The sequence below is a fragment of the Knoellia sp. 3-2P3 genome, from assembly GCF_029223115.1.
Taxonomy (GTDB): Bacteria; Actinomycetota; Actinomycetes; order Actinomycetales; family Dermatophilaceae; genus Pedococcus_A.
Genome location: NZ_JARGZE010000001.1, coordinates 332,203 through 347,501, shown reverse-complemented (window position 1 = coordinate 347,501; position 15,299 = coordinate 332,203). Strand labels below are relative to the sequence as shown.

The window sequence follows — 15,299 nt, the reverse complement described above, 5'->3', positions numbered from 1 at the left end:
GGCCCGGAGCTCAGGTGCGCGCGGCGCCGAGTCCGAGCACCACGGCCAGGCCCAGCGCGCTGCGCGGGTCGTATGCCGTGCGCCAGAGCCCGCCGTGCACGGCGGCATACGCCTCCTCCCGCCAGGGGGTCGGGTCGGGCGTGCGGCCGGAGCGGAGGTCGTGCACCAGCAGGGCGGCCATGAGCGTGTTGCTCGTGGCCGGCTCGAACACCTCGATGCCGAACCGGTGGGCTCCCGCGTAGGCCGCGGCGAGGGCCCGGTTCTTGACCACGGACCGGGTGCGGGTCGGAGGGGCGACGCGCAGGGAGACCCCGACGCCGTCCTGCCGGGCCACGGTGGCGCGCCAGCGCTGGAGCCGCTTGGCCAGCGCGTAGTTCGGCCCCTGTTGGGGGACCAGGCTGTCGTTGAGGCCGGGGTCCGAGCCGGGGGCGTAGTTGCGCCGCAGCAGCCGACCCCCGCTGAGGGTGCGCAGGGCAGGGCGAGCGAGCCGCATCGCGGGCGAGGGCCTCCGGTAGCCCCGGACCGACTGCTCCACCGCCTCGGCCGGGACGGCGAAGACGTCGGTCGGGGTGGCGAGGAACGCCAGTCCCACCTCGGTGCGCCGCTGCAGCAGCTCCCGGGTCAGGGCGTCTACGGCGACGGACACCCGCACGTTGGTGGCGCCGTCGGCATACACGTAGTTGCCCAGCACGATCGGCCCCTCCAGGCCGGAGAGCCAGTCGGCGATCGCGGGCAGGTCGTGCACGAGGTCGGCCCCCGCTCGCTCGTCGAGCCGTTCGTCGCCCACCCCGGTGCCGAAGTGCACGGGCACGTGCAGGGTGCCGGCCGAGTCGCGGGCCACCTGCAGCACGGAGCGCCACAGCTCGGGTCGCGGCAGGTCGACGCCCACCACGGCGGCGCCCCATGACAGCAGCGCCCGCAGGGGCCCCATCTCGGCGCCGGCCCCGAGCACCACGACCCGCTGGTCGGCCAGCTCGAGCCAGACGGGGTTGGCGAGCACCTCGCGCACCGCCTCCGCGGCAGAGGGCTCCATCACCCCCGTGACGGTCCAGACGTCGAGCTGGCGCTGGAGGGCGTCACCGCGCAGTCGCTCACCGTGGAACGGCACACTCAGCTCGCGGGAGCGGGGGGCCTTCCCCTGCACGGTCACGGTCTCGAGGGGGCGGTCGACCGGGGCCTGGGCGAAGACCTCGCCGACGGAAACCTCCCCATCGGCCGTGGTGGCGCGCATCCGCTGGTGCAGGGAGTCCAGCCCCGCCCGGGCGATGGTGACCGCCGCGTCCTCCGAGATGAGCCCGGCCTCGACGAGGCGGCGGAAGTGGTGCAGGTAGTCCTGGCGCCAGTTGGTCTCACGGGCGGCGGCCTGCGCGCCGACGGCGTCGACAGGCTCGAGGGCGTCGTGCACGACGGCTCGGCCGAGTGCCGAGGTGCTGCGCTTGCCGCCTGTCTCCGGGAAGACCACTCCGCTGCTCGCCATGGAGGGAAGTATCGCCGAGATGGACCTGGGCCACGCGACACGCTGGCGCTGGCTGGGGCTGGGCCCCATCTGGGCGGGAACGCGAAGCGGCCCGGAACCAGGGGTTCCGGGCCGCTCCAAAGGTGTGCCGCCACGCGGCATACACGTCAGTCCACGCCGAGGCGGGCCTTCAGGCCGTCGAGCTCGACCCGCAGCTGGGTCGGCAGGTTGTCGCCGAACTTGGCGAACCACTCCTCGATCTGCGGGATCTCGGCCTTCCACTCCTCGACGTCGACGTGCAGCGCCTTGGCGAGCTCGTCGGGGTCCATGTCGAGGCCGTCGGTGTCGAGCGCCTCCGGGGTCGGCACGTGGCCGATCGGGGTCTCGACGGCGGCAGCCTTGCCCTCGATGCGCTCGATGGCCCACTTCAGCACGCGGCTGTTCTCGCCGAAGCCCGGCCACACGAAGTTGCCCTCGGGGTCGCGGCGGAACCAGTTCACGTAGAAGATCTTCGGCAGCTTGTGGGCGTCGGCGTCCTTGCCCACGTTGATCCAGTGCTGGAAGTAGTCACCGGCGTTGTAGCCGATGAAGGGCAGCATGGCCATCGGGTCGCGGCGGACGACGCCGACCTGGCCGGTCGCGGCGGCGGTGGTCTCCGAGGAGAGCGTCGCGCCCATGAAGGTGCCGTGCACCCAGTCGCGCGACTCGGTGACCAGCGGGATCGTCGAGGCGCGGCGGCCACCGAAGAAGATCGCCGAGATCGGCACACCCTGCGGGTCGTTGTACTCCGGCGCCAAGATCGGGCACTGCTCGATCGGGGTGCAGTAGCGGCTGTTCGGGTGGCTGGAGAGCTCGTCCGAGTCGGGGGTCCAGTCCTGGCCCTTCCAGCTGGTGGCGTGGGCCGGGGTGCCCTCCATGCCCTCCCACCAGATGTCGCCGTCGTCGGTCAGCGCCACGTTGGTGAAGACCGAGTTGCCCTTGGCGATGGTCTCCATCGCGTAGGGGTTGGTCTTCTCGTTGGTGCCCGGGGCGACGCCGAAGAACCCGAACTCGGGGTTCACGGCATACAGCCGGCCGTCCTCACCGAAGCGCATCCAGGCGATGTCGTCGCCGAGGGTCTCGACCTTCCAACCGGGGATGGTCGGCTTGAGCATGGCCAGGTTGGTCTTGCCGCAGGCGCTCGGGAAGGCTGCCGCGACGTAGTAGACCTGCTGCTCCGGGGACGTGAGCTTGAGGATGAGCATGTGCTCGGCCAGCCAGCCCTCGTCGCGCGCCATGACCGAGGCGATGCGCAGCGAGTAGCACTTCTTCCCCAGGAGCGCGTTGCCGCCGTAGCCCGAGCCGTAGGACCAGATGGTGCGCTCTTCGGGGAACTGCACGATGTACTTGGTGTCGCTGCACGGCCACTTCACGTCCTGCTGGCCGGGCTCGAGTGGGGCGCCCAGGGAGTGCAGCGCCGGCACGTAGTTGGCCGCCTCGCCGAGCTCCTCGATGCGGCGCAGCACGTTGACGCCGCAGCGGGCCATCACGCGCATGGAGACGACGACGTACTCGGAGTCGGTGATCTCGACGCCGAACATCGGGTTCTCGGCGTTGAGGTGGCCCATGACGAACGGGATGATGTACATCGTCCGGCCCTTCATGCACCCCTTGTAGAGGTCGCGCATGATGGCCTTCATCTCGTTCGGGTCCATCCAGTTGTTGGTGGGCCCGGCGTCCTTCTCGTCGACGGAGCAGATGTAGGTGCGGTCCTCGACCCGGGCCACGTCGGTCGGGTCGGAAGCGGCGTAGAAGGAGTTCGGCTTCTTCTCCTCGTTGAGGCGCACGAAGGTGCCGGCCTCGACGAGCTTGTCGGTCAGTCGCGTCCACTCGGCGTCGGAGCCGGTGACCCACTCGATGCGGTCGGGGGTGGTCAGGGCGGCCACCTCGTCCACCCACTGCTGGAGGCGGGCGTGCGTGGTGCCACCCGCCCTCTCGGTGTTGGGGTTGTCCGCCTTCGCGGGTTCCGTCGACTCGATCGTCATTGCTCGGCCGTCCCTTTCGCCCGGTGCCTGTTGCTCGGCTCGTCACCGGATCAGTGAGGTTGTGCTCCCCCAAGCGGCACCCAAGGGTGTCCACATGGTGGGCGCGCTGATTCAGCCACGGTAGACCCGGTCCGAGGGGCCGCGAAACCGGAGAGTGTTCCAGCGCTCGTGAATCTCCTCACAACCCGTCAGTACAGGTCAGAGGCTTGTCGGGTTCTTTCAGATGGCTGCAAGAAACCGACGAGAATCGCTTGCTGTCGGGCCTGATCGGCCCCGCCTCAGGACGAGGCCACCGGCGTCGGGACGGTCGCCGTCCCGCCCGCCGGCCAAGCTCCGCGGGCCGCCCGCGGGGGCGGCCTGCCGGATGCCCGCCGGAGCTCCGCGGAGCCCCGATTTCGTGGCTCGGGTGCCGACCCGGTAGTCTTTCCCACCGTTGCGCCGGGTGATCCTCGGTGCGACAACTGCGCCCGTAGCTCAACGGATAGAGCATCTGACTACGGATCAGAAGGTTAGGGGTTCGAATCCCTTCGGGCGCGCTTCGGTTGCAGCAGCGACCAAGAGATGTGGTTGCGACAGCGACCAGCCAGATCTGTGTTGAGACAGAGTGAAGAGCCCCGGCCGGTGATCCGGCCGGGGCTCTTGGTCAAGGCGTTCCCGCGAAGCGGGCGAACCCCTTCAGCTTCGTTCCGTTGACGGTGATGAAGCCGCCCCCCACCAGAAGGTGGCTGGCTGCCGTCTCGATGGCCCAGACACCCTTGTTGCGACCGTCCATGACGGGGTTCCACGAGGTGACCGAGCCGTCCGCGGGGTGGAGCGAGGCGATGAGGTTGCGCTTGGCGTTGTCGCTCGTCTGGATCAGCGAGAAGTGGCCGCCGATGTAGATCTCGGTGGGTGACACCGCGATCGCCTGGGTGTTGCCACTGGTCTTGACGGCCCACGCGGGCGTCGCCGAGGTGACGTCGTAGGCGAAGAGGGTGTTGTTCTCGGTGGAGAAGAAGAACCGGTCGCCTGCCGGACTCAGGCCGACCGTGACGACCTTGCCACCGCCCTGGCTGGGGTTGAAGCTCGTCGCGTCACCGGTGCTGGCCAGCATCTCGGCCGCGCCGTGGAGCCGCACCTGCCCACCGATCTCCGTGAAGGAGCCCCCGGCGTAGACCTTGGCGGCGTCCGGGGAGACCCGCACGGCCTTCACGACGCCGTTCGGAGCCGGGCGGAAGGAGGTGACGACCTCGCCCGAGGTGGTGTCGAGCGCCGCCAGCCGACGCCGCTGGCTGCCGTCGATCCCGCTGTAGCGTCCGCCGACGTACAGCCGTGACCCCGCGACGGCAAGGCCGTACACCTCCGGGCCGTCGCCGACCGTGTCGGCCTGCCAGCCCGACACCGCGACGCCGGTGTCGGAGTCCACCGCAGCCAGGTTGGCCCGGGCCGCCCCGCCGGCACTGCTGAAAAGGCCCCCGATGAAGACCCGGGTGCCGTCCGCCGAGGTGGCCAGCGCGCGGACCGTGCCGTTGACCTCGGGCCTGAAGTCCGGGTCGAGCGTGCCGTCCGGGCGCAGCGCGGCGACGTTCAGCCGTGGGACGCGGCCGACCTTCGTGAAGCTGCCGCCGATGACCGTGAGGTCGCCGACCTGCGTGATCGCGTACACCGGACCGTTGACGTTGGGCGTGGCGTCGGCGCTGCTCGAGACACTCGCAACCGCCGCCTGCGGTGCCGCCACGAGCGCGACCGCGGCTGCCATCACCACGGCCGTGTGCCGCGCGCCCCTGCGCAGGCTCCAGCGTCTCTGTGCACTTGCGTTCTCCATGTGCTGGCCCCCTGCCTCGGTAGTACGACCTGCGTACGGTCACTGGCACGAGCGTAGGAAGGGTTGCGCATCGCCACCTCGTCTCGACGACGTAGCCCTCGAGGGCCGGCCGCACGCCTTTTGGGGGAGGAAGGCCGGGCCCGAGCGCCTGCCACGGCCACGGTGCCGGACGCCATGCCTCGAGGTGACTAGTCCACGTGGCTCCAACGGGTCATCTTGCGGGCCAATTGCCCGCGACACTCCGTGAAGTGGCCAAAGGGGGTCCGTCGATCGACGTACGGTCCTCCGCGTGATGAAGGCCTACCCCCGCGAACTGACCGACACCGCCCTCTACGAGGAGATCGAGCTCGTCGCCGACCTGGTGGTGGCTGCCTCTGCCTGCGGGGGTCGCCTCAGTGAGGCGCAGATCGACGAGGCCCTGGGCCTCTCGGCCTGCCGGCTGGGCGCCTGAACCGTCAGTCTGGACGGGGCCCCCGCCCCGGTCCCGATCTGCCGACTGACAGGGTGTGCGGGTGCAGATCGTGCTCATCGAAGACATCTCCCCCTCCCTTCTGGACGGGCTGGCGGAGGTGCTCGCCGACTGCGTCGACGGCGGCGCGAGCGTCGGCTTCCTCGCTCCCTTCGACGCCGAGGCCGCTCGCGCATGGTGGGGGCAGGCCCTGCAGGCCCTGGACACCCTGACGTGGGTGGCCTTGGACGACGCCGCAGCGGTGCGCGGCTGCGTCCGGCTCGAGCTCGGGGCGCCGGCCAACGGACAGCACCGGGCGGAGATCTCCAAGCTGCTGGTGCACCGCAGCGCCCGGGGCGCCGGCGTCGCCACCGCCTTGATGGATGCGGCTGAGGCCGAGGCCGCCCGGCGCGGCCGCTCGCTGCTCCTGCTCGACACCCAGAGCGGCAGCCCGGCAGAACGCCTCTACGAGGGGCAGGGGTGGTCCGTCGTGGGTGTGGTCGACGACTACGCCGTCCTGCCCGATGGACGGCTCGCGGGCACCACGATCATGGCCAAGCGCCTGCCGGCGACCCACCGCTGACCGGCGGCGGCGCCAGGCTTTCCGCCGCCTCAGACCACGCAGAACTCGTTGCCCTCGGGGTCGAGCAGGGTCACCGCGTAGTAGTTGGCCCCCTCGGGTGCGTTGAGGTACGCGACGGAGGCGCCGAGGGCGACGAGGCGCTCGACCGCGGCGTCGACGGCCGCCCGGCGCCGCTCGAGCTCGGGCACCTCCCGCGGGCCACCGGTGATCTTGAGGTCGAGGTGGAGGCGGTTCTTGCCCGCCTTGCCCTCCGGGACCGGCTGGAACCAGATCCGGGGGTGACGCCCGGCCGGGTCGACGATGGCGCCGCTGCCGTTCTCGGCCCCCTCGAGGTCGTCCTCGGGTATCCCGAGGGAGAGCCAGTACGCCAGCCAGCTGTCCCAGCCCTCCGGGGCGGGCTCCGGGACGTAGCCCAGCGCCTCGCACCAGAACGCGACGAGGCGCTCGGGGTCGGCACAGTCGACGGTGAGCTGCCACGTGGTCGCCATGGTCCGAGTGTGGCACCCGACGCAGACGGTGACCCGTGGCCGAGGTCAGGAGGCGGCCGACCCGAGGGCGTGGCCCAGCACGACCGCCACCCCTCCGAGCCCCAGGCTGAGCAGCAGGTTGGCCGCGAACGGCCGCCACGCCCGCTCCTCGAAGAGCACCCAGGTCTCGAGGGTGAGGGTCGAGAACGTGGTGAGCGCGCCGCAGAAGCCCATGCCCAGCAGCGGCATCACCCAGGCCGGCCGCGTCGACCAGCCGGACAGGGCCCCGAGCACGAAGGACCCGCCGACGTTGACGACGAGTGTCCCGAGCACGGTGCCGGCCGAGAAGTGCGCCCGGGCCCACCGGTCGACCAGGAAGCGCACGGGAGCCCCCACCGAGGCCCCCAGCACGACGAGCAGGAACCTCACCGGCGCCGCCCGAGGGCGCGCTCGCCGAGGCTGACCCCGGCGCCCACGGCCGCAAGCCCCAGCGCGAGGGACCCCAGCACGTACAACAGGGCGGTGAGGCCGTGGCCGGAGGCCACGAGCGCCCTCGACTCCAGGGCGTAGGTGGAGAAGGTCGTCCAGCCACCCAGCACCCCGACGCCGAGGAACGGGCGCAGCCACGGGTGCGGCCGGTCCAGGGTCAGCACCCAGACGAACAGCACCCCCATGGCCAGGGAGCCGGAGACGTTGACGAGGAAGGTGGCGGTCGGGAAGGCGCCCGGTTCGTCCGGCAGGGCGCGGGCGACGCCGTACCGGCCGAGGCTGCCGATCGCGCCGCCGACGGCGATGGCGGCAAGGAGCCCGGGCCCCACGTCGTCGCGGGCCATCAGCGGCGCTTGGTCTCCAGGAAGCCCGCGATCCGGTCGATGGCGTACTCGAGGTCCTCGACGCTGGGCAGGGTGACCACCCGGACGTGGTCGGGGGTGGGCCAGTTGAAGCCCGTGCCGTTGGTGATGAGGATGTGCGTCGCCCGCAGCATCTCGATGACGAAGGCCTGGTCGTCCTCGATGGGGTAGACCTCGGGGTCGAGCCGCGGGAAGAGGTAGAGCGCGCCCCTGGGCTTGACGCACGAGACGCCGGGGATGTCGTTGAGGAGCTTGTGCGCGACGTCGCGCTGCGCGAGCAGCCGGCCGCCGGGCAGGACCAGGTCGTTGATGCTCTGGTAGCCGCCGAGCGCGGTCTGGATCGCGTGCTGGGCCGGCACGTTGGCGCACATCCGCATGTTGGCCAGCAGGGTGAGGCCCTCGAGGAAGTTCGCGGCCCGGTCCCGCGCGCCGGTGACGACGACCCACCCGCTGCGGAAGCCCGCGACCCGGTACGCCTTCGAGAGCCCGCTGTAGGTCAGGCACAGGATGTCGTGGGCGTAGGTCGCCGCGTGCACGTGCCGGGCGCCGTCGTAGAGGATCTTCTCGTAGATCTCGTCGGCCATGAGGACGAGGTCGTGCTTGCGGGCGATCTCGACGAACCCCTTGACGACGGCCTCCGAGTAGACGGCACCGGTCGGGTTGTTGGGGTTGATGAGCACGATCCCCTTGGTGCGCTCGGTGATCCTGCTCTCGATGTCCGCCAGGTCGGGGTTCCAGTCGTTGTCCTCGTCGCAGAGGTAGTGCACGGCCTTGCCGCCGGAGAGGGTTACCGCCGCCGTCCACAGCGGGTAGTCCGGTGCGGGCACGAGGATCTCGTCGCCGTTGTCGACCAACGCCTGGAGCGTCATCGAGATCATCTCGGAGACGCCGTTGCCGATGAACACGTCGTCGACGGTGACGTCGCGCAGCCCCTCGGACTGGTAGAAGTTCGCGACCGCCGTGCGGGCGGAGTAGATGCCGCGGGAGTCGCTGTAGCCCTGTGACTCCGGCAGGTTGTGGATCATGTCGACGAGGATCGACTCGGGAGCCTCGAAGCCGAACGGCGCGGGGTTGCCGATGTTGAGCTTCATGACCTTGTGCCCCTCGGCCTCGAGCCGGTGGGCCTCCTCGAGGATCGGCCCGCGCACGTCGTAGCGGACGTCTTGGAGCTTGGTGGACTGCAGGATCGGGCGCACGCGCCCATCCTCGCACCGGGGTGGCGCCCCTGCCGGGGAGGTGTGGCCGGGGACATGCCCGTGTGCTGCGTGCTCCCGCATGCTGAGAAGGCGCGGCCTCCCTAGGGGGCGAGGTCCTCCACCGTGGTCACCACCGTGGTCACCGAGGGCTGCCGCGGGGTCGAGGAGAAGCCGAACCGCGTCGGTGGGTCGACTGGGGCCAGCACCCCCAGCGGCTCGCGGCCGAGGGTTCCGCGGATCGAGCCGACGGCGTGCAGGTCGGTGGCGCCGTACCACTCGCGCCGGCCGGACCTCGCCTGGCCGCGGGTGCGCACGCCGCGCAGCACGCGGCGGGCGACCGGGTCGACGAGCGAGGCCCACCCGGTGCTCTCGGCGAGGGGACGGGGCACGGCATGCAGGACCCAGCCGAGCGGCAGCCTCGGCCCGGTCGTGAGCTCCAGGAGCAGGTCGTCGGCGGCCACCCGCCAGCGGCCGTGGGCGACCTCGACCGTCACGGGCACGGTGCGGACCTCGTCGAAGACGTAGGTGTCGGCGATGAACTCGGCCACCTCGCGGGAGGGCGCGTAGAGGACCCGGTGGCCGTCCGGTCGCTCCAGCATGACGTCGGCGAAGGCTCCGAGGGGGGAGTCGGTCCACCGTCCCACCACGACCCGGTTGCCGCTGGCGCTGCCCAGCCCCGCGATCTGTCCGTGGAACCTGTGACGATGTCGGTCGCCGCGCATGGCCCGAGACTAGGGCGCGCCGTCGGCGCCGGCTCGTGGGAGCCGCACCACGGCTCGCACGCCGGGACCGGCGTCCTCCAGCCGCACGGTGCCACCGGCGCGGCGCACCAGCTCGCGCGTGATGGCCAGCCCCAGGCCGGTGCCCCCGGAGTCGCGGTCGCGGGCCTCCTCCAGGCGGGCGAACCGGTCGAAGACCCGCTCCCGCTCGCGCTCCGGTATGCCGTGCCCGTCGTCGGCGACGACCAGCTCGACGGCGGAGCCGCACGCCGTGGCGCTCACGTGCACGGCCGTGGCGGCGTGGCGGACCGCGTTGTCGACGAGGTTGGCGACGGCGCGGAAGAGCTCGTCGCGTGCCCCCCGCACGACCAGGGGCCCCGCCGCCCCGGGCACGTGGGCGGGGGAGACATGCACGGGAACCCGTGCCGCGGCATACCGGCCGGCGACCTCGTCGAGCAGCAGGCGCACCTCGACGTCCTCCGCGGGCCTCGCCGTGCCCCGGTCGCCGGCCCGGGCCAGGACGAGCAGGTCCTCGACCAGAGCGCCCAGCCGCTGCACCTCCGGCAGCAGGTCACCCGGCAGGTCGCCGCCGTCGCCCAGCCGCTCGGCCACCTCCAGCTGGGTGCGCATCGAGGCCAGCGGGCTGCGCAGCTCGTGCGCGGCGTCGGCGACGAAGGCCCGCTGCCGTTCCTGTGCCCCGGCCAACCGCTCGAGCATGCCGTTGAGGGTGGTTGCGAGGGCCGCGACCTCGTCGCGGGTCGGGGGCACCGCCAGCCGTTCGGCGGGCCCGTCCGCCCCCGCCCCACCGGCCCCGATGCGCTCGGCGCCCTCGCGGAGCTCCTCGACCGGTCGCAGGGCGGAGCCGGACACCCGCCACACGATCGCGGCCAGCGCGGCGAGCAGCAGGGGGAAGAAGACGAGCAGCAGCCGGCGGAGCAGGCGCTGGCTGGTGTCGAGGTCGGCAGTCGGCAGGGCGGCCACGACGGTGACGCGCTCGGCGGCCGGCCCCGCCTCGACCGCTGCGACCTGCAGCTCGCCGGACAGGCCGGTGCGACGGCCCGGCACGGTGAGCGACCGGCCGTCCGCGAGCCGGTCGAGCTCCTCGGCGCTGACGAGCGGCGTCAGGCGGTCCGCCAGGGGTGAGCCGGCCACGACGCGGTACTGGTCGTCGAGCACCTGCACCACCTGGGAACCCGTCACCGGCAGGGACTCGGGCAGGCGTCCCGCATCGACCAGCGCCGCCACCTCGCGGGCCGTGCCCCGAGCCTCGCCCTCGACGGCACGGTTCAGGGCGGCGGTCATCACGGCATACAGCAGCACCCCGCCGGCGAGCAGGGCCACGGCCACCGCGGCAACGCTCACCACGAGCAGCCGCGGGCGCAGTCCCAGACGGGACCAGCGGCCGGTCACGGCGCCAGCCGGTAGCCGACGCCGCGGACCGTCTCGATCCGCTCGCGGCCGAGCTTGCGGCGCAGGTAGCCGACGTAGACCTCGACGATGTTGGGGTCGGCCTCCTCGGGCGCGCCCCAGACGGCGTCGAGCACCGACTCCTTGCTCGCCACCGCCGGGTGCGCCCGCATCAGGTGCTCGAGCACCAGGAACTCGCGCCGCGACAGGGCCACCACCTCGCCGTCCAGCTCCACCCGGTGCGCCGCCGGGTCGAGGCTCACGGGGCCCACGCTCAGCTGCGACGGCCGCCGGGTCGGCTCGCGGCGCAGCAGCGCCCGCAACCGCGCGAGCAGCACGACGAAGGAGAACGGCTTGGTGAGGTAGTCGTCGGCGCCGTAGTCGAGCCCGTCGGCCTCGTCGTACTCGCCGTCCTTGGCGGTCAGCATGAGGACCGGCACCCAGTTCTCCTCGGCCCGCAGGGTGCGCACCACGGTGTAGCCGGACATGCCGGGGAGCATCACGTCGAGCACCACCGCGTCGTAGGAGCCGAACCTCGCGGCCTCCAGCCCGGCCGGACCGTCGGGGGCGACGTCGACCACGAAGCCCTCGGCCTCCAGCCCCCGGGCGAGGGCAGCCGCCATCCGGGCCTCGTCCTCCACCACGAGCAGTCGCACGTGCACACCATGACACGGGGGGCGCGCCTGCTCTCAGGGTTGTCTCAGGGCCCACCCGCCACGATGACCCCATGAGCCTGTTCACCGACCACCCGCGCGTCCGCTGGGCCGCTCCCGTCGCCGCGGTCGCGGCGGTGGCAGCGGGAACGCTCGTCACCAACCTCACCGCGAGCGCCGACCCCAGCCTCCCGCCGCGCACCGCGGCCCAGCTGCTCGCCGACGTGCAGCGGGCGCAGCTGGCCTACGTGTCGGGCACCGTCGTGCAGTCCGCCGACCTCGGCCTGCCGGACCTCTCTGCCCTCGGCGGGTCGGGCGGGAGCTCGGCGTCCCTGGAGTCCGTGGTCACGGGCACGCACACCTGGCGGGTCTGGTACGGCGGCGAGAAGCAGCAGCGGCTCGCACTGGTCGGCAGCCTCGGCGAGTCCGACATCATCCGCAACGGCCGCGACCTGTGGCTGTGGTCGAGCGACGAGAAGACGGCCGTGCACTACACGCTGCCCGAGCACGGGGATGAGGACGGCGGCAAGGCCGCGCCCACCCCTGACGCGACCGACCTGCCCAAGACGCCGGAGGAGGCCGCCGAGCGGGCACTCGCCGCGCTCGACCCGACCACCGAGGTGACCACCTCCGGGTCGGCTGTGGTCGCCGGCCGGGACGCCTACGAGCTCGTGCTCAAGCCGCGCAACCCCGCCTCGCTCGTCGCCTCGGTGCGCATCTCCGTCGACGCCGAGCGGCACATCCCGCTGCGCGTGCAGGCCTACTCGACCAAGCTCGCCAACCCGGCCTTCGAGGTCGGCTTCACGAGCATCGACTTCGGCCGACCCGACGCGCGGCAGTTCGCCTTCAACCCGCCCCCGGGAACGACGGTCACCGAGAAGGACGCCCCCGCCAAGGCCGACCGTGACACGTCCGTGCGGCCGGGTGCCGCCGCGGCGCCGAAGGTCGTCGGCACCGGGTGGGGTGCGGTGGCCGTGGGCTCGCTGCCCCCGGGGGCGCTGGCCTCCGGTGAGGGCGGCCAGCAGGCGCAGACGATGCTGCAGTCGCTCCCGCGCGTCTCCGGCGACTGGGGCAGCGGTCGGCTGCTCGGTGGCACGCTGTTCTCGGCGGTGCTCACCGACGACGGGCGCTACGCAGTCGGCGCGGTGAAGCCCGAGAGCCTGTATGCCGCGCTCGCGGCGAAGTGACCACGGTCCGGCTGACGACGACGTGCGGGGGGTGTTATGACGGGGGACGTGGTTGCCTCCCGGCCGGCGGTGGACGCCGGGCCTGACGAGCTGGCGGTCCACACCCACGGGCTGACCAAGCGGTTCGGCCACCAGCTGGCGGTGGACGGCATCGGGCTGGCGGTGCCGCGGGGCGCCGTCTACGGGTTCCTCGGCCCCAACGGGTCGGGCAAGACCACCACCATCCGGATGCTGCTGGGGCTGGTCGAGCCCACGGCCGGCCACCGCAGCCTGCTCGGGCTGCCGCTGCCCCACCGGGCGGGCGAGGCCCTGCCCAGGGTCGGCTCCCTCGTGGAAGGCCCGGCCTTCCACCCCTACCTGTCGGGACGTTCGAACCTGGCCCGCCTCGACGCGGCCGACGCGATGGCCGACCCGCGCACCGCCGCCCGCCGGATCGACGCGGCGCTCGACCGGGTGGGGCTGCTCGCCGCGGCGAGGAAGCGCTACCGGGCGTACTCGCTCGGCATGCGGCAACGGCTGGCCATCGCGGCCGCCCTGCTCGCGCCCCGCGACCTGCTCGTCCTCGACGAGCCCACCAACGGCCTCGACCCGCAGGGCACCCGTGAGGTGCGCTCCCTGATCGGGTCGCTGGCCTCCGACGGCACCACGGTGCTCGTGTCGAGCCACCTGCTGGCCGAGGTCGAGCAGATCTGCTCGCACCTCGGCGTGATGCGTGAGGGCCGGCTGGTCGCACAGGGCACCGTCTCCGAGGTGCGCGGCGCCGGCCCGACCCTCGTGCGGGTGCAGACCCGCCAGCCTGATGCGGCGGCCGCCGTGCTGCGCGAGCTCGGGGTGGAGCAGGTGGGCACGTCGGGTGGCGAGGTGCACGGCACGCCCGGTGCCCTGGAGCCGGAGAAGATCGTCGCCGCGCTGGTGCACGCCGGCGTCGGCGTGCAGGGGTTCTCGGTGGCGGTCACGAGCCTGGAGGACCTGTTCGTCGCCCTGACGGGGGAGGGCTTCGATGTCAGCGGCTGAGCTGGGGGCCGGCGCCCCTGCGGTCGCGACGGCGAGGGTGCGGCGGCGCTGGTCGACGCGGTTCCTGCGCTCGGAGCTGCGGCTCATCGCGGGTCGGCGGCGCAACCAGATGGGCCTGCTTGTGCTGGCGGCAGTGCCGATCATCATGGCCATCGCCGTGAAGGTCTCGCAGCCCGAGCCGGGCCGCGGCCCGGACTTCCTGTCGTCGATCACCTCCAACGGGCTCTTCGTGCCGCTGGCCGCCCTCGGCGTCGAGATCGGCATGTTCCTGCCGTTGGCCATCGCCATGCTGTCCGGCGATGCCGTGGCCGGCGAGGCCAACCTCGGCACGCTGCGCTACCTGCTCACGGTGCCGGTGAACCGCACCCGGCTGCTGGCCGTGAAGTACCTGTCGCTCTGCATCGGGGCGCTGTGGGGGGTGACCGCGGTGGCGGTGCCCGGTGCCGTCATCGGCATCGCGCTGTTCGGCACCGGCGACCTCACCACGCTGTCCGGGTCGCAGATCTCCTTCGGGTCGGCGGTCTGGCGGCTCGTGCTCGTCATGCTCTACCTCTCCGCTGGCCTGGCCGGGCTGGCGGCCGTGGGGCTGTTCATCTCGACCCTGACCGAGCAGCCGATCGCCGCCTCGATCGCCCTGCTGATCTTCACGATCCTCTCGTGGATCCTCGACGCCGTGCCCCAGCTCGGGTGGCTTCACCCGTGGCTGATCGTGCACGAGTGGCTCGCGTTCGGTGACCTGCTGCGCGACCCGATCGCCTGGGAGAACGTGCTGCGCGGCCTGTTCGTCGATGGCCTGTATGCCGTGGTGTTCTGGCTGGCGGCCTGGGCCCGGTTCTCGTCCAAGGACATCACCAGCTGAGGCGGCGACCTAGGGGGTGTCGCCGTCGTATGTGAATCCCGAGATCTCGGTGCCCGGAGGCAGGTCCTTCACCTGCTCGTGCAGCTGGCCCGACAGGTGAAGTGCAACGGTCATGTCCATGACCTGGATGTTCGACACGTCGACGGGTGCTCCGAGCACGGGTGGCAGCCGGAACTCGTAGAGCTCGGTCGGCCCGGGGACGAGTCCCGTCTCGTGCGCGGCAACGGCGAGACCGAGGAGCAGGTACCGGTCCTGCCCCTCAGGGGTGTTCAGCACGCCCTGCAGCTCCTCGGTGCTCGCCCACTCCCGGGTCAGGGCGCCCTCCAGCCGGTCGAGGAACCAGACCCCGTCGCTGCCCTGGAGGAACACGTCCCCGAAGGGCGAGGTGAACAGCGGCGTCTTTCCCTCCAGCCCGACCCAGGCCCAGGACTCGAGGGCGGTGCGCAGCGTGTCGCCGTCGAAGCGACGGATGGCCTCCATGGGTGGGAGTCAACCACGGAGCCGGCGACGACTCGGGTAATCGCCTTCCGCCGGCTAACTTCCGCCTGCTAACCGGTGCCCCGCTAACCGGTGCCCCGCTGGCCGGGGCAACGGATAGCCGGAGGTGTGCCATCCGCGGGCCGGCTCACAG

Annotated in this window: 16 protein-coding genes and 1 tRNA gene; 6 read left to right on the top strand and 11 right to left on the bottom strand. The window is 72.2% G+C overall.

Going from position 1 to position 15,299, the window contains the following annotated elements:
* Positions 1-10 precede the first annotated feature (10 nt).
* Together P0Y31_RS01680 and P0Y31_RS01675 are read right to left on the bottom strand one after the other, a co-directional pair.
* Entirely contained in the window at positions 11-1,477 is a 1,467-nt protein-coding gene (locus P0Y31_RS01680; RefSeq protein ID WP_275866340.1) for a hypothetical protein, read from the bottom strand.
* Positions 1,478-1,623: 146 nt separating this feature from the next.
* Positions 1,624-3,480, bottom strand: a complete 1,857-nt coding sequence (locus tag P0Y31_RS01675; RefSeq protein ID WP_275866339.1) for a phosphoenolpyruvate carboxykinase (GTP) — start codon at positions 3,478-3,480, stop codon at positions 1,624-1,626.
* Positions 3,481-3,943: 463 nt separating this feature from the next.
* Between P0Y31_RS01675 and P0Y31_RS01670 the strand changes: the two genes are divergently transcribed.
* Positions 3,944-4,016, top strand: a tRNA-Arg gene (locus P0Y31_RS01670).
* Positions 4,017-4,123: 107 nt separating this feature from the next.
* Here the strand turns inward: P0Y31_RS01670 and P0Y31_RS01665 are convergent.
* Positions 4,124-5,284 (bottom strand): PQQ-binding-like beta-propeller repeat protein, encoded by a 1,161-nt coding sequence (locus tag P0Y31_RS01665; protein ID WP_275866338.1) that lies wholly within the window; start codon positions 5,282-5,284, stop codon positions 4,124-4,126.
* A 289-nt stretch (positions 5,285-5,573) separates the two neighbouring features.
* On the opposite strand from P0Y31_RS01665, the gene P0Y31_RS01660 reads away from it, so the two are divergent.
* On the top strand, positions 5,574-5,735 hold the full coding sequence (locus tag P0Y31_RS01660) for a hypothetical protein (RefSeq protein ID WP_275867124.1): 162 nt from the start codon (positions 5,574-5,576) through the stop codon (positions 5,733-5,735).
* A 61-nt stretch (positions 5,736-5,796) separates the two neighbouring features.
* On the top strand, positions 5,797-6,315 hold the full coding sequence (locus tag P0Y31_RS01655) for a GNAT family N-acetyltransferase (RefSeq protein ID WP_275866337.1): 519 nt from the start codon (positions 5,797-5,799) through the stop codon (positions 6,313-6,315).
* 29 nt (positions 6,316-6,344) lie between these two features.
* Here P0Y31_RS01655 and P0Y31_RS01650 read toward each other — a convergent pair whose 3' ends face one another.
* From P0Y31_RS01650 to P0Y31_RS01620, 7 genes are all read right to left on the bottom strand, one after another.
* On the bottom strand, positions 6,345-6,803 hold the full coding sequence (locus tag P0Y31_RS01650) for a VOC family protein (RefSeq protein WP_275866336.1): 459 nt from the start codon (positions 6,801-6,803) through the stop codon (positions 6,345-6,347).
* Positions 6,804-6,848: 45 nt separating this feature from the next.
* Complete coding sequence (locus P0Y31_RS01645) at positions 6,849-7,211, bottom strand: CrcB family protein (RefSeq protein ID WP_275866335.1); 363 nt, start codon at positions 7,209-7,211, stop codon at positions 6,849-6,851.
* Positions 7,208-7,615, bottom strand: coding sequence for a fluoride efflux transporter CrcB (gene crcB, locus P0Y31_RS01640; protein WP_275866334.1), 408 nt, complete (start codon positions 7,613-7,615; stop codon positions 7,208-7,210). Before crcB ends, P0Y31_RS01645 begins: the two co-directional genes overlap by 4 nt.
* The gene (locus P0Y31_RS01635) at positions 7,615-8,829 is read right to left on the bottom strand and encodes a pyridoxal phosphate-dependent aminotransferase (protein WP_275866333.1); all 1,215 of its coding nucleotides are present in this window, start codon (positions 8,827-8,829) and stop codon (positions 7,615-7,617) included. Before P0Y31_RS01635 ends, crcB begins: the two co-directional genes overlap by 1 nt.
* A 101-nt stretch (positions 8,830-8,930) precedes the next feature.
* Positions 8,931-9,551 (bottom strand): hypothetical protein, encoded by a 621-nt coding sequence (locus tag P0Y31_RS01630; RefSeq protein WP_275866332.1) that lies wholly within the window; start codon positions 9,549-9,551, stop codon positions 8,931-8,933.
* 9 nt (positions 9,552-9,560) lie between these two features.
* A complete protein-coding gene (locus P0Y31_RS01625) occupies positions 9,561-10,958 on the bottom strand; it encodes a HAMP domain-containing sensor histidine kinase (RefSeq protein WP_275866331.1) in 1,398 nt (465 codons plus the stop codon).
* Positions 10,955-11,611 (bottom strand): response regulator transcription factor, encoded by a 657-nt coding sequence (locus tag P0Y31_RS01620; protein WP_275866330.1) that lies wholly within the window; start codon positions 11,609-11,611, stop codon positions 10,955-10,957. The genes P0Y31_RS01625 and P0Y31_RS01620 overlap by 4 nt, the downstream gene beginning before the upstream one ends.
* A gap of 71 nt (positions 11,612-11,682) precedes the next feature.
* Between P0Y31_RS01620 and P0Y31_RS01615 the strand changes: the two genes are divergently transcribed.
* The 3 genes from P0Y31_RS01615 to P0Y31_RS01605 are packed head-to-tail and all read left to right on the top strand — an operon-like array spanning position 11,683 to position 14,668.
* Entirely contained in the window at positions 11,683-12,795 is a 1,113-nt protein-coding gene (locus P0Y31_RS01615; protein WP_275866329.1) for a hypothetical protein, read from the top strand.
* A 36-nt stretch (positions 12,796-12,831) separates the two neighbouring features.
* Positions 12,832-13,809 (top strand): ATP-binding cassette domain-containing protein, encoded by a 978-nt coding sequence (locus P0Y31_RS01610; RefSeq protein WP_275866328.1) that lies wholly within the window; start codon positions 12,832-12,834, stop codon positions 13,807-13,809.
* Positions 13,796-14,668 (top strand): ABC transporter permease, encoded by an 873-nt coding sequence (locus P0Y31_RS01605; protein WP_275866327.1) that lies wholly within the window; start codon positions 13,796-13,798, stop codon positions 14,666-14,668. The genes P0Y31_RS01610 and P0Y31_RS01605 overlap by 14 nt, the downstream gene beginning before the upstream one ends.
* Positions 14,669-14,677: 9 nt before the next feature.
* Here P0Y31_RS01605 and P0Y31_RS01600 read toward each other — a convergent pair whose 3' ends face one another.
* The gene (locus P0Y31_RS01600) at positions 14,678-15,148 is read right to left on the bottom strand and encodes a hypothetical protein (protein WP_275866326.1); all 471 of its coding nucleotides are present in this window, start codon (positions 15,146-15,148) and stop codon (positions 14,678-14,680) included.
* Positions 15,149-15,299 lie beyond the last annotated feature (151 nt).

Bases quoted from the DNA above. Each gene is read 5' to 3' on its own strand.
- P0Y31_RS01680 (WP_275866340.1), bottom strand. From the start codon at position 1,477: ATGGCGAGCAGCGGAGTGGTCTTCCCGGAGACAGGCGGCAAGCGCAGC.
- P0Y31_RS01675 (WP_275866339.1), bottom strand. From the start codon at position 3,480: ATGACGATCGAGTCGACGGAACCCGCGAAGGCGGACAACCCCAACACC.
- P0Y31_RS01665 (WP_275866338.1), bottom strand. From the start codon at position 5,284: ATGGAGAACGCAAGTGCACAGAGACGCTGGAGCCTGCGCAGGGGCGCG.
- P0Y31_RS01650 (WP_275866336.1), bottom strand. From the start codon at position 6,803: ATGGCGACCACGTGGCAGCTCACCGTCGACTGTGCCGACCCCGAGCGC.
- crcB (WP_275866334.1), bottom strand. From the start codon at position 7,615: ATGGCCCGCGACGACGTGGGGCCCGGGCTCCTTGCCGCCATCGCCGTC.
- P0Y31_RS01630 (WP_275866332.1), bottom strand. From the start codon at position 9,551: ATGCGCGGCGACCGACATCGTCACAGGTTCCACGGACAGATCGCGGGG.
- P0Y31_RS01615 (WP_275866329.1), top strand. From the start codon at position 11,683: ATGAGCCTGTTCACCGACCACCCGCGCGTCCGCTGGGCCGCTCCCGTC.
- P0Y31_RS01610 (WP_275866328.1), top strand. From the start codon at position 12,832: ATGACGGGGGACGTGGTTGCCTCCCGGCCGGCGGTGGACGCCGGGCCT.
- P0Y31_RS01605 (WP_275866327.1), top strand. From the start codon at position 13,796: ATGTCAGCGGCTGAGCTGGGGGCCGGCGCCCCTGCGGTCGCGACGGCG.
- P0Y31_RS01600 (WP_275866326.1), bottom strand. From the start codon at position 15,148: ATGGAGGCCATCCGTCGCTTCGACGGCGACACGCTGCGCACCGCCCTC.